The organism is Candidatus Devosia phytovorans (genome assembly GCA_029202405.1).
Classification (GTDB): Bacteria; Pseudomonadota; Alphaproteobacteria; order Rhizobiales; family Devosiaceae; genus Devosia; species Devosia phytovorans.
In genome coordinates, this window is the sequence record CP119312.1 from 3,235,578 (window position 1) to 3,247,966 (window position 12,389).

General features: G+C 62.8%; 13 protein-coding genes and 1 tRNA gene. 4 read left to right on the plus strand and 10 right to left on the minus strand.

What is annotated here, in order from left to right; translation table 11 throughout:
- Positions 1-40 precede the first annotated feature (40 nt).
- The 3 genes from P0Y65_15955 to P0Y65_15965 form a co-directional block, all read right to left on the minus strand.
- Positions 41-117 (minus strand) — tRNA-Arg (locus P0Y65_15955).
- 128 nt (positions 118-245) lie between these two features.
- Positions 246-1,676: a HAMP domain-containing sensor histidine kinase gene (locus P0Y65_15960; GenBank protein ID WEK03671.1), complete on the minus strand. Its 1,431-nt coding sequence runs from the start codon at positions 1,674-1,676 to the stop codon at positions 246-248.
- A 54-nt stretch (positions 1,677-1,730) separates the two neighbouring features.
- Complete coding sequence (locus P0Y65_15965; GenBank protein ID WEK03672.1) at positions 1,731-3,137, minus strand: FAD-dependent oxidoreductase; 1,407 nt, start codon at positions 3,135-3,137, stop codon at positions 1,731-1,733.
- Positions 3,138-3,368: 231 nt separating this feature from the next.
- Here P0Y65_15965 and rpmH point away from each other — a divergent pair, with 231 nt between their 5' ends.
- The 4 genes from rpmH (at position 3,369) to yihA (ending at position 6,472) form a co-directional block, all read left to right on the plus strand.
- Positions 3,369-3,503, plus strand: a complete 135-nt coding sequence (gene rpmH, locus P0Y65_15970; protein ID WEK03673.1) for a 50S ribosomal protein L34 — start codon at positions 3,369-3,371, stop codon at positions 3,501-3,503.
- A gap of 14 nt (positions 3,504-3,517) precedes the next feature.
- Positions 3,518-3,919: a ribonuclease P protein component gene (gene rnpA, locus P0Y65_15975; protein WEK03674.1), complete on the plus strand. Its 402-nt coding sequence runs from the start codon at positions 3,518-3,520 to the stop codon at positions 3,917-3,919.
- The gene (yidC, locus tag P0Y65_15980) at positions 3,919-5,757 is read left to right on the plus strand and encodes a membrane protein insertase YidC (protein ID WEK03675.1); all 1,839 of its coding nucleotides are present in this window, start codon (positions 3,919-3,921) and stop codon (positions 5,755-5,757) included. The genes rnpA and yidC overlap by 1 nt, the downstream gene beginning before the upstream one ends.
- 70 nt (positions 5,758-5,827) lie before the next feature.
- Positions 5,828-6,472, plus strand: a complete 645-nt coding sequence (yihA, locus tag P0Y65_15985; GenBank protein WEK03676.1) for a ribosome biogenesis GTP-binding protein YihA/YsxC — start codon at positions 5,828-5,830, stop codon at positions 6,470-6,472.
- 204 nt (positions 6,473-6,676) lie between these two features.
- On the opposite strand, the gene P0Y65_15990 is transcribed toward yihA, so the two are convergent.
- From P0Y65_15990 to P0Y65_16020, 7 genes are all read right to left on the minus strand, one after another.
- Positions 6,677-8,167 carry a methyl-accepting chemotaxis protein gene (locus P0Y65_15990; protein WEK03677.1) on the minus strand — a complete coding sequence of 497 codons (1,491 nt, stop codon included), beginning with the start codon at positions 8,165-8,167 and terminating at the stop codon, positions 6,677-6,679.
- A 92-nt stretch (positions 8,168-8,259) separates the two neighbouring features.
- Positions 8,260-8,652 carry a DUF1801 domain-containing protein gene (locus P0Y65_15995; GenBank protein WEK03678.1) on the minus strand — a complete coding sequence of 131 codons (393 nt, stop codon included), beginning with the start codon at positions 8,650-8,652 and terminating at the stop codon, positions 8,260-8,262.
- Between the two features lies 1 nt (position 8,653).
- Positions 8,654-9,361, minus strand: a complete 708-nt coding sequence (locus tag P0Y65_16000) for a gamma-glutamyl-gamma-aminobutyrate hydrolase family protein (GenBank protein ID WEK03679.1) — start codon at positions 9,359-9,361, stop codon at positions 8,654-8,656.
- Positions 9,362-9,406: 45 nt separating this feature from the next.
- Positions 9,407-9,892 (minus strand): peptide-methionine (R)-S-oxide reductase MsrB, encoded by a 486-nt coding sequence (gene msrB, locus P0Y65_16005; GenBank protein ID WEK03680.1) that lies wholly within the window; start codon positions 9,890-9,892, stop codon positions 9,407-9,409.
- 259 nt (positions 9,893-10,151) lie between these two features.
- Positions 10,152-10,718, minus strand: a complete 567-nt coding sequence (locus tag P0Y65_16010) for a fasciclin domain-containing protein (protein ID WEK03681.1) — start codon at positions 10,716-10,718, stop codon at positions 10,152-10,154.
- Positions 10,719-10,948: 230 nt separating this feature from the next.
- Positions 10,949-11,653 carry an anti-sigma factor gene (locus P0Y65_16015; protein WEK03682.1) on the minus strand — a complete coding sequence of 235 codons (705 nt, stop codon included), beginning with the start codon at positions 11,651-11,653 and terminating at the stop codon, positions 10,949-10,951.
- Positions 11,650-12,204 carry a sigma-70 family RNA polymerase sigma factor gene (locus P0Y65_16020; protein WEK03683.1) on the minus strand — a complete coding sequence of 185 codons (555 nt, stop codon included), beginning with the start codon at positions 12,202-12,204 and terminating at the stop codon, positions 11,650-11,652. Before P0Y65_16020 ends, P0Y65_16015 begins: the two co-directional genes overlap by 4 nt.
- Between the last annotated feature and the right edge of the window lie 185 nt (positions 12,205-12,389).

The window sequence follows — 12,389 nt, forward strand, 5'->3', positions numbered from 1 at the left end:
GCGGTCCGCGCAGTTCTAGAAGTCAACCAATGAGATGGAATGGCGCGCCCGAAGAGATTCGAACTCCTGACCCCCAGATTCGTAGTCTGGTGCTCTATCCAGCTGAGCTACGGGCGCGCATGTCGTTTGGAACGACGGTTCAGGTGGGAGCGGTTCGCTCAACGTCCTGAAGCGGCGCAATCCATATAGGGGTGATCCGGGTTTGGCAAGCGTGGTGGTGACAGTTTTTTGTCAGTCCACAGGTGTCAGGCTTCAACCCTCAGATTTGCCGGCAAAATCAGGTCGAAGCGGGTGCCCCTGGGCTGGTCGACATAGACCAGCCTGCCGCCATGGGCTTCGGTGATCTCGCGGGCGATGGCGAGGCCGAGACCCGTGCCGCCGGCGCGGGCGGAACCCTCGAAGGCGACGAAAAGATTGTCTTTCGCCCTCGGCGGCAGGCCGGGGCCGTTGTCGGCGATGGTGAAGGTGATGGAATCGCCCTCCGCCTGCATGGTGACCGAGACTTCCGGGCTCACCTCGCCGGCCGGAGCCAGCTCGAGGGCTTCGCGGGCATTTTTCAACAGGTTGAGGAAGACGCGGCCGAGCTGGCTGGCGTCGGCCTCGAGCACCAGGTCATCCGGCGTGGTGTCGCTGAAGCGGATGCTGGGGTGCCCCATCAGCCGCGCGTCAAAGGCGGCGTCGTCGATCAGGGCGCGCATAGCGACCGGCGCCATGACCGGCAGGGCCGTGGTCTCTCGGCCATAGTCGAGCACGGACTGGGCAAAGCCGATGGCGCGATCGAGCGTGGTGACGAGGCGTGGCGCGAGGCGCTGTACCTTAGGATCATCGAGGGTCGCCACCTGGTCGGACAGGAGTTGCGCCGAGGTCAGGGTGTTGCGCAGGTCGTGGTTGATCTTGGCGACGGCGAGGCCGAGGTCGGCCAGATGCCGGCGATGGCGCAGCATGGTGAAAAGGTCTGATTCCATGGCCGCGAGCTCGCGCTCGACGATGCCGATCTCGTCGCGACGGGCGGAGGGCGTGATGACGAGGCTGGCGTTTTCCGGCGCCTGGCGGAAGGCGAGGATGTTCTGCGTCAGGCGGCGGACAGGATAGATGAAGAGATAGGAGGCCAGCAGGTACAGCGCCACGGCGGTAATGGCGGCAATGGACAGCGAGACGAAGCCGATCTGGCGCGAATAGGCCAGCATTTCCTGGCGCAGCGGGCGCTCCGACATAAGGATTTCGACGGCGCTTTCGTTGAGGTCGCCTTCGCCAACGATGCGCAGGGTCCGGCCCGGGCCGGCAAACAGCGTATCGAGCGCACCCATGATCAGGCTTGGGAGATCGCGCTGGCGCATGTCGGCAGTGACGACAACATCGGGCGTGATGGGATTGGCCAGTTCGATCAGCTGGCTCTGGCCCTCGCGGCGATAGACGATGGCATTGGCGCCGGCCGAGGTCAGCAGGCGATCGGTCAGGTTGCGCGGCAGGGCCATGACATCGGGCACGGCATCGAGCACGCGGGCCGCCACGACGCCGACGCGCAGGCGGTCATCGAGCCAGCTGGCGCGGTAATTGGCGAGCGAGGGGAGATAGACCACGATTTCGACCAGAAGTATCACCGCCATGATGGTGGCGATGAGCTTGATCGAAAGGCCGGAGAACCGGCCGGGCAGGACGCTGCGTTCGGCTGTCATATCGCCTTATTATAGGGAAAGCAGTGCTTTGCGTAAGCCCCTGTGGGGCACGCTCTAGCCGCGAAATTTCTTGAGAAGCGACAGGGTTTTCGCCTGGGGCTGGGTGGCGGCAAACTGCTCGGCGAGATCGACCAGCGCCGCGGCGAGGCTTGCGGGCGGCAAAGCGAGGTTTTTCAGATCGGGCAGGCGCGGCCCCACAAGCGCCAGAAGGCTGGCCAGCTCCCCTGCCCCGGAACCGACGGCGCCGAAGCTGGCGACAGAGCCCCTGGCATCGACCACGGCCCGGACAACGCCGGTGGCGCTGATGGCCCGGCCGGCATCGGTTTCAGCGAGATTGGCGCGCAAGACGGTCTGGCCAGGGCGCAGTTTTTCATCGCGCGGCAGGAGGCCAAGCTGGGCGAGCGGGGGGCTGGTATTGACGAGGCGGGACACCTGGAAAGGGTCGAGCCGCCCATGGCCCTGGCCGGTCAGGCGATCGAGCAGCAGCTGGGCCTGGCGCAGGCCGAGATGGGGGGCATCCTCGCCGGCGGCGCCGCCAATGGCACTCAGGACCTTGCTGGAGCTCTGCCCCTCGACCCCGAGCAGCAGAGCGCCAGTATCCTTGCGGTCGCGCCTGAGCTTGGCTGCATCGAGCACGCTGGCATCGAGATCGGGCTCATTGCCCATGGCGACGAGAATGTGGGAGACGTCGAGTTTTTCCTCACTGCCGGCGCGGATCAGGGAGACGCCCGTACCCTGGCTGCGTGGCTGGATGGCGGTGACCTCGGCGTCGTCGAGCACCGTCAGGCCCTCCTCGCGCAGATGGCGGAGGAGAACCGCGACCAGTTCGGGATCAAAACCGGGCAGCAGTCCGCCCTGGGGCACCAGCGTCACCATGGAGCCGAGGCGCTGATAGGCCTGGGCCAGTTCGAAGGCCACGGGCGTGCCGCCGATAACCACGAGGTGGCTCAGCTTGCGCAGGTTGTCGGCAATGGTCTCGGGCGTGAAATATTTGACCTGGTCGAGGCCGGGCAGTGCCGGAATGGAAGGGGTGGCGCCGGTCGCAAGGACAAAGTGTCTGGCGCGGACCGTGGTTTCGCCGCAGCGCAGGGTTTTGGGATCGGTGAAGCTCGCCTCGTCCGACAGGAGCGTGATGCCGAGTGCCGTCAGGCGCTCATCGGTGTCGCGCGGGGCAACGGCATCGGCAATGGCTGTGGCGCGCTCGCCAATGCTGCGGAAATTGGGCTTGGGGTCGGCATTGTTCATGCCCAGCGTGCCGGCGGTGCGGATGGCATGGGCGCGGTTGGCGCTGGCGATGAAGGCGGCGCGGCGCAGGGCGCCGGCGGTCGGGTCATTGGCTTCGTCGCGCGGGCGCGGCAGCAGCGTCACCTCAAGACCGCGCTGGCGCGCGAGAATGGCGAGGCGAGTGCCAAGGGCGCCCGCGCCGATGACGCAAAGATCGGGTTTGAGGATTTCTGCCATGACCACCGGCGGTCTATTAGACTATTGGTGGACTTATGGGGTGATCCGCCGTGCAAAACAACGGGGGAAGGGTTGCAAGGAAGGTGCCCATGGCGCGTTGACTTGGGCTCGAGTTTTCCCTATAGACGCCACCAACCCGCACCGTGGGCGCCCAGCGCTCGGCGTGTGTCTGAAATTTCCTGCTTGTGCAGAGCCAAACTAGAGGAACCGTGCCCGGCGCGGTTTGATGTCATGAAGCGTACTTATCAGCCGTCCAAGCTCGTGCGTGCCCGCCGTCACGGTTTCCGTGCCCGCATGGCCACCAAGGACGGCCGTGCGATCATCAACAAGCGCCGTCGCGACGGCCGCAAGAAGCTCACGGCCTAAGGCCACGTGGCCGTATGACGGCCATCGAGCACAGTCCTGACGCCCTGCGTCGGCTGATCAAGCGAAGCCAGTTTCAAAGGGCTGCCCGGGGCAATCGCGCCGGGCGCTCTGCGTTTGGGCTGCAGATGATCGCCGCCGAAGAGGCGCAGCCCGGTATCGGTTTTACCGTGACCAAGAAAACCGGCAATTCTCCAGAGCGCAATCGCATAAAACGTCGTCTTCGGGCGGCTGTGACAGCATGCGCGCGTGACTTTGTGCCCCACCATGACTATGTGCTGGTCGGACGGCGTGAAGCGCTGACAGAACCCTTTACGAAGCTTGTTTCGGACCTGGGCGCGTTGATCACGCGCGTGCACACGCCAAGGTCCCCCGACGAGCGCTCTTCTTCCGGCCGCGGCCCACGGAAACCGAGATAATGGAAAACAATCGCAACATAATCCTGGCCATCGTGCTCAGCATGATCGTGCTGTTCGGCTGGCAGTTCTTCGTTGCCGGGCCGCAGATGGAACGCGCCCAGCAGCAGGCGCAGCTTGCGAATGAACAGGCCGCAGCGGCCGATCCGGGTCTGGCCACGCCAGCAACGCCGGGCGCTCCGGGACAGGCTGCAGCGCCGGCCGCCAATACCGGCACGCAGACCTATGCCAGCCGCGATGAAGCCATTGCCGCCAGCGCCCGCGTCTCGATCGATACGCCGGACCTGTCGGGCTCGATCAACCTGACCGGCGCGCTGATCGATGACCTGCGCCTCAAGCAGTATCGCGAGACGGTGGACGAAACCTCCCCGATCATCACCCTATTGACCCCGGCTGGCGTGCCCAATGCCTATTTCGCCGAAGAAGGCTGGCTGCCGGTTGCCGGCAATTCCATTGCCGTGCCGACCGCACAGACCGTCTGGACCGTCGAGGGCGCCAACACGGCGCTGACCGCTACGACCCCGGTGACGCTGGTCTGGGACAATGGCGCGGGCCTCACTTTCCGCCGCACCATTTCGGTGGACGAGCACTATCTCTTCACCGTCAGCCAGGCGATCGACAACCAGTCGGGCGGCGATGTGGCGCTCTATCCCTATGCGCGCGTCACCCGCCACAACACGCCCCATGTCGCCAATTTCTTCATCCAGCATGAAGGCCCGCATGGCGTGCTGGGCTCGAACAACCTGATTTCCAAGAAATACACCGACCTGCAGCATGACCAGGTCGCGCGCTTTGACAATACGACGGGCTGGCTCGGCTTTTCCGACAAGTATTGGGCAACCGCCGCGCTGCCGCCTGCCGGCACCGGCATCAATGCCCAGTTCACCTGGAAGAATTCGGCTGGCTATGACGACTACCAGACCTCCTATGTCGAGACTGCACCGGTCGTGATCGCCGCTGGCGCCAGTGCCACGCGCGAGAGCTATCTGTTTGCCGGCGCCAAGGAAGAATCGGTCATCACCGCGCTGCAGCAGCAGTATAGCTTTGACCGCTTCGACCTGCTGATCGACTGGGGCTGGCTGTGGTTCATCACCAAGCCGATGTATTTCCTGCTCACCTTCCTTAATGGCATCATCGGCAATTTCGGCCTCGCCGTGCTGGCAGTGACGGTTATCGTCAAGGCGCTGTTCTTCCCGCTGGCCAGCCGCTCCTATGCCTCGATGGCCGCGATGCGCCGCGTGCAGCCGGAAATGAAGTCGATCCAGGAGCGCCTCAAGGAGGATCGTCCGGCCCAGCAGGCCGCGATGATGGAGCTCTACAAGAAGGAAAAGATCAATCCGCTCAGCGGTTGCTGGCCGGTGCTGATCCAGATCCCCGTGTTCTTCGCGCTCTATACCGTCATCTTCATCAGCCTCGACATGCGCCATGCGCCGTTCTTTGGCTGGATCCAGGATCTGGCTGCGCCCGATCCGACCAATATCTTCACGCTGTTCGGCCTGATCCCGTGGAATCCCACGGTGGTTCCGATCATCGGCTCGTTCCTGCACCTGGGCGTGTGGCCGGTGATCATGGGCATCACCATGTGGGTGCAGATGAAGCTCAATCCGCCGCCGCCGGATCCGACCCAGGCGATGATCTTCAACTACATGCCGATCATCTTCACCTTCATGCTGGGCACATTCCCGGCGGGTCTGGTGATCTACTGGGCCTGGAACAATACGCTGTCGGTGACCCAGCAGTGGTTCATCATGAAACGCCACGGCGTGGAGGTGAACCTGATCGGCAATATCCTCGACACCTTCCGCAAGAAGAAGCCGGCGGAAGAAGCAGCCAAGTCCTGATCGCCACACGGCCAGGATCATGTTACAGCCCGCCGGACCATCCGGCGGGCTTATTGTTTGGAGCAGACCCATGAGCGAGATCGACTACCCAACCGACATGATCGAGCGCGGCCGCCTGCTGTTTGCCCGTCCGTTCCTCTTCATCAAGGGCTGCGTGCGCATCGCCGACCTGCCGCCGATGGACAAGGTGGAAATCTCCTTTGCTGGACGCTCCAATGTCGGCAAGTCGAGCCTGATCAACGCGCTCTGCGGCACGTCGAGCCTGGCGCGTACCTCCAATACGCCCGGCCGCACGCAGGAGCTCAATATCTTCGAGAGCCAGAGCGAAGACCTGCGCATCGTCGACATGCCCGGCTATGGCTATGCCAAGGCGCCGGAAGACAAGGTGCGGCAGTGGACCAAGCTGATCCATCAGTATCTGACCGGCCGCTCGACGCTGCGCCGCGTCTATGTGCTGGTCGATGGGCGTCATGGCCCCAAGGACAATGACCTGACCGTCATGAACGAGCTCGACAAGGCCGCCGTCAGCTATCAGGTGGTTCTGACGAAAGCCGACAAGCCGGGCGCGGCCGAATTGCAGAAAGTGATCGCGGCGACGCAGGCGGCCATCCTCAAGCGCCCTGCCGCGCATCCGCATGTGATCCTGACCTCATCGCTCAAGGGCGATGGCCTGAAAGAATTGCGCACAGAAATCGCCATGCTGCTGGAAAGCTGAGACGGCAGACGCGATTGGGGTTGTCTGCACGCTGGTGCCACAACCACGATGTCACCCCGGCCTTGAGCCGGGGCCCATCCCGAGATCACGCCACAGCCGCAAGGTGGTGGCAAACACATCGACCTGGCGGCAAGACATACATCTCAGGATGGGCCCCGGCTCAAGGCCGGGATGACATCGCGTGTGTGGAAGCGGTGGCGCCCTCTACGCAGCCCGGCGAGAATCCGATGGCTTGCGCCCGTCGATATTGAACACCGCGACGATTCCGTCGAGCGACTCGGCCTGATGTTCGGTCTGCTCGATGGCGGCATTGGTCTGTTCCACCAGCGCGGCATTGTGCTGGGTGATCTCGTCGAGCTGCCGCACGGCGACATTGACCTCGTCGATGGCGACGGCCTGTTCGCGGCTGGCCTCGGTGATCTGATTGATCAACGCCGCACTCTGGGTGACCGAGCTGTTGAGCGCGGCAATGCGCTGGCCGATCTGCAGCACGACCTGCGTACCTGACTTGACCTCGCTGGCCGAGACATCGATCAACTGCTTGATATCGGCAGATGCCGAGGCGGCGGATTGCGCCAGGCGACGCACTTCCACGGCCACCACCGCAAAACCCTTGCCGGCATCGCCCGCGCGGGCAGCTTCGACCGAAGCGTTGAGCGCCAGGAGATTGGTCTGGAAGGCGATGTCGTCGATCAGCTTGACGATGTTCGAGATTTTGGCCGAGGAAGTGGAAATCTGCTCCATGGCCCGCGATGCGGTTTCCATGGCGACGCCGCTTTCGACGGCAATGCGCGAGGCTTCGGCGACCGAGCGATTGGCCTCGCCGGCACGGGTGGCATTGGCGCTGACGGTGACCGACAGCTGTTCCACACTGGCCGAGGTTTGCTCAACCATGGCGGCCTGACGGCTGGTGCGCTCGGCCAGGTCGTTGGAGCCAGCCAGAATCTCGCCGGTCGCGGTCTTGAGGCGGCCGGAGGTCTGCTGCAGATTACCCATGACAGCGGCCATGCGTTCGGCAACAGCATTGGTATTGTCGCGCAGGGCGGCAAAGGCGCCGGTGAAATTGCCCGCAACGCGGGCGCTGAGATCAGCCTTGGCCAGCGCGGAGAGGACCTCGCCCGTTCCTGTCAGGCCGTGGTCAAGCGCCTCGAGCAAGACATTCACTTCGGTTGCCAGCTGGCGCAGCTCGACCTGATCATAGTTGTTGTCGATACGGCCGGTCAGCTCGCCGGCCATAACGGCGCGAAGCGTCGTCTGCAGATCATCGGTCAGCCGGTCGGCGGCATGCTGGCGCAGACCGGCCTCGGCGTCGCGCTGGCGTTCGTTTTCCTGCATGGCGGCCTGTTCGACCAGGGCCGTGCGGAAACCTTCGAGAGCTTTGAACATGATCGTCAGCTCGTCGGCAGCCTTCTGGATTGGGATCTGGACATCGGTGTTGCCGGCAGCCAGCTCGGCCGTCAGATCGACCAGCGTCCCAAGCCGGGCGGAGACAACCCTTTGGAACAGGATAAAGACACTGAGACAACCGGCAGCGGCAGAGGCGCCGGCCAGGGCAAGCGGCACCAGCACCGTCATATTGTCCTGCGTGAGAAGCTGGTAAATCGCCCAACCGCCAAACAGGATGACCAGGGCACCGAAGCCGAGAAAGGCAGCGACGAGTTTCTGCGTGATGGAAAAATTGCGGTAGTCAAACATGGCGGGAAATACTGACGCTTCAATAAACGCCCGCACCATGCGCCAGCAGGGTTAATAGATGCTTGATGCGAACCAATCCCGCCCGTGACAGATCAGCGCGTGGTGCAAGCAACCCAGCGGCGCAGGATTTCGGGCAGGACGTCCGACTTTTCCTTGAGATCAGCAGCATCCTTGAATGTCACGACACCGCGGTCGGGCGCAGCCCAGGCGATGATCCGGTCGGGATCCTCGAAGCGGAAGAAATCGTCAGCGCCGGCCTTGGCGCCACGATGCAGGATCAGCTGCAGGCGATCGCCGGGGTGGATGCGCATGGTCAGGCGATCATCACCGAGACCAAAACTGGGGGCATTCCACTTGATGGCTTCGTCGAGCCCGGGCACGGCATCAAGGATCAGGTGGCGCAGCGTCTCGATTTCGGCCTTCCGGCCGTGCTGCAGCCTATCCATGTAGATGTCGACAACAGACAGCTTTTCCGCGACAGCCATCTCAGCGCCCCCTGAAGAACTGGCCTATATATCCTGCAACATCCGAGCTATTTGATGGCGTTGCAACAGAGGCTACGGCCCTATCCACGAGATTGTCGGGGACCTTGCCGCGCCGCAGCTCGGCCAGCGCCAGGGTATAGTCATCGGCAAATTCGGGATGCGGCTGAAAACTCAGCGCCGCGCCATTGCGATAGGCCAGACCCGCGTTGGGCGTGAAGTCCGACGCCAGGATCACTTCGGCCTCCTTGGGCGGGGTGATAACCTGATCCTGATGCGAGCAGGCAACGGCCAAGGCCATTGGCGCCGTGCGCATGAAATCGGGACGAGCTTTGACACCGTAGGTGTGCCGGCCAAGGCCCCAGCCTTTTTCGGATTTGCGCACATCGCCACCCAGGGCATCGGCCATGATCTGGTGGCCGAAGCAGACCCCCAGCATGGGTGTCTTGCGCGCATAGGCGCCACGGATAAAGGCGCGCAGCGGATCGAGCCAGGCATGATCCTCGTACACGCCGGCCGGCGAGCCGGTGATGACGATGGCTTCCACACCTGAGAGATCCGGACAGGGCTCGCCATCGGAAATGGCCAGCGTCTCATAAGAGAAGCCCTGCCCCGTCCGGTCGAACATGGTCTGGAACATCTGGCGATAGGGTCCAAAACGGTCGCGCAGGGGCGCCGGGACATCGCCGGTCTGGATGATGGTGAGTTTCATGAACCCGATATATCGCCGGCCTCCGCAAGGCGGAAGCCGGATTGATCAGGCGGCCATGAATTTCAGCGCGGCGCCGTTGATGCAATAGCGCAGGCCGGTCGGCTCGGGACCATCCTCGAAGACATGGCCCTGATGGCCCCCGCAATTGGAGCAGTGGACTTCGGTGCGGGTCATGAACAGCGAATTGTCCACCGTCGTGCCGAGCGAACCGTCGATGAAGGTATAAAAGCTGGGCCAGCCGGTGCCGCTGTCGAATTTGGTATCGGAGGCAAACAGCGCCTGCTCGCAGCCGGCGCAATGGAAGGTGCCGGTGGCATGCTCGTCGTTGAGCGGGGAGGTGAAAGGGCGTTCGGTGGCCTCGTGGCGCAGCACGTCATAGGCCAGCGGGTCGAGCCTGGCCCTCCACTCGCCATCGCTCAGCTTGAAAGGAAAATCACCCTCGGCAGCCTGCATGGGCGACAGCAGGGCCAGGGCTGAGAGGCCAACAAGGGCAGAACCACCCAGCAGCACATCGCGACGCTTGAGGACCATGTCGATCACCTTTCATGAAGAGCCCGTGCCCCCGGATGCAGGAGAAGCTGCAAAGGGCGGCACGGGCGGAGTTGACAGCCAAAGGTAGTCCTGGGGCAAGGCCCTTCGCCGTCAAGTTATGGTGAGGGCGGAGGCGGCCCTTTTCCCTAACTGTCAGTAGCTACGGAGACGCGCAGTCGAGAGTTTCGGCCGGTTTTTCACCGCAGTTTTAGGCTAATCATCGTCAAAGGCTGGCGCCGGTCGCCCGGCGCCGCGCCGATTACATTGCAGACTTGGGCGTCAGGACGGCGTCGATGACGTGGATGACGCCATTGGACTGGATCACGTCCGCGATGGTGACATTGGCAACAGTGCCGTTTTCGTCGGTCACGGTGACCTTGCCGTCAGCGGCCTTGAGGGTCAGCTTGCAGCCACCAACGGTGTCGACAACGTGCTCGCCGCCGTCTTCTTCGACCATCGAGACGATGTCGGTCGACAGGGCCTTTGCCGGGATGACGTGGCAGGCCAGGATCGTCGACAGCATGTCCTTGTTTTCAGGCTTGAGCAGGTTTTCGACGGTGCCGGCCGGCAGGGCGTCAAAAGCAGCATTGACCGGAGCCAGAACGGTGAAGGGGCCGGGGCCGGAGAGGGTTTCCACGAGGCCCGCAGCCTGAACGGCGGCAACCAGGGTGGTGTGGTCGGCAGAATTTACGGCATTCTCGATGATGTTCTTGTCGGCGAACATGGCAGCGCCACCGACTTCGGGATTGTCCTGGGCGTAGACAGCAGCACCCGAAAATGCGGAAACCGAGAGCATGGCAGCAAGCGTAAGAGCGCGGAAATTCATGGTCGTTCCTTCCTTTTCGTCCCATCGTTATCTGGGATCTGAAGGAAGATACGGAGGTCGACCGGATCCAGTTCTCAGCAGTTTCAGTCTATTTGCACAAATAATCCTGAAACTTTATTGTCAGGAATTCGTAGTGATCGGCAAGTATCAACAGAACAATTCAAAAACAATTCGGCGCGCCGCAGATTTATCTTCTGCGACGCGCCAAAATTTTTCAGACCAGTCTAAAACTAGATCTGCGTTGCGGTACCGCTGGCCACGACAGGACCGGTCGGGGCGCCCGTCGGCGAGCCGCCATCGGGTTCGAGCGAAATGGCGAGGACCGAGCCTTCACCCCAGCCAGCCATGATTTCGGGCGACAAGGTGATGGTGCTGCGGGCATTGACCGGGATCACGCCCATCGAGACCGGCGCATTGCCGCCCTGGATGGCCCAGAGTTCGTAGTCGCTGCCGGGCACGTCATCGCCCGACAGTGCGGTCAGGCGCACATTGCCCTCGCCATCGTAAAGCGCGACGAACTGGACATTGCTGCCCTCGCCCTGAAGCGCGGCCACCAATTGGGTCGCCAGAGCATTGGCATCGGGTGCGGGCTGGAGAAGGTTGAAACCGACTGCAGCAACCGCCACGGCCAGCGCACCGGCGGCAATGGACCGCCACACGAGCAGATTCTCCCAGAAGGACGACTTGGGCTGCTCGCCAAAAACGCGCGTGGCGATCAGTGGATAGAGATGGGCCGGGACCGGGGTCTCGGCGAATTCGTCATTGAGCGCGGAAAAGCGCGAAATCCAGAAGTCGCGCTCGGCGCGCAGGGTCTGGTCATTGTCGATCAGGCTGCCGATGCGCTGGTGCTCGCTGGTGGAGAGCAGGCCGAGCACATATTCGGCCACGAGGGCATTGCGCCCTCCGAAGTCACCGATGTCATCACTCGTGCTCATGCTGTCAGACACTCTTTCAGTTTGATGAGACTCCGGCGCAGCCAGGTCCGCATCGTGTTCAGGGGCACGGTGTAGCGGGTGGCCAGTTCCTCGTAGCTATAGCCATCGAGGTAGGCACCGCGCACCGCGTCGGCACGATCGGGTTCGAGCGTGCCGAGGCATTTCTCGATCTGGCCCTTTTCCTCGCTGTCCTGCGTCGCCCGCTCCGGAGAGGGGGCACCATCAGGCACTTCGAGTGCCACATCGATATCGTCGGAAACCGGGCGTCTGGCCCTCAGGATGTCGAGTGCGTGATTGCGCGCCACGGCAACGAGCCAGCTTATCGGGCTGGTGTTGCCGGCGACGTAGCGATCTGCACGCTGCCAAATCTTGACGTAGACTTCCTGGATAGCCTCTTCGGCTTCCGAACGGTCTTTCAAGATACGCAGGGTTACGCCAAAGAGTTTCGCGCTCGTCCGATCATAGAGCGTGCGGAACGCAGCGCGATCGCGAAGCGCGCAGCGGCCGATGAGGTCGGCAATTTCCCGCGCGGGTGCGGTCTGTGTCGTCATAGGTTGTGGCCTCCCAACCGTGCCAGCACCATCGCCCTTGCCCGGTTCGATGTCTGGCGCAGCTAGAACGCCCCAAAATGACAAATGGATCAATTGGCAAATGCGGCAGAAGCGTCTTTTCCTTTCCGCATTCATGCTCTAGACCCGTTGCGGTCTTTATGCCGCCTTGCCAACAAAATGGGTCC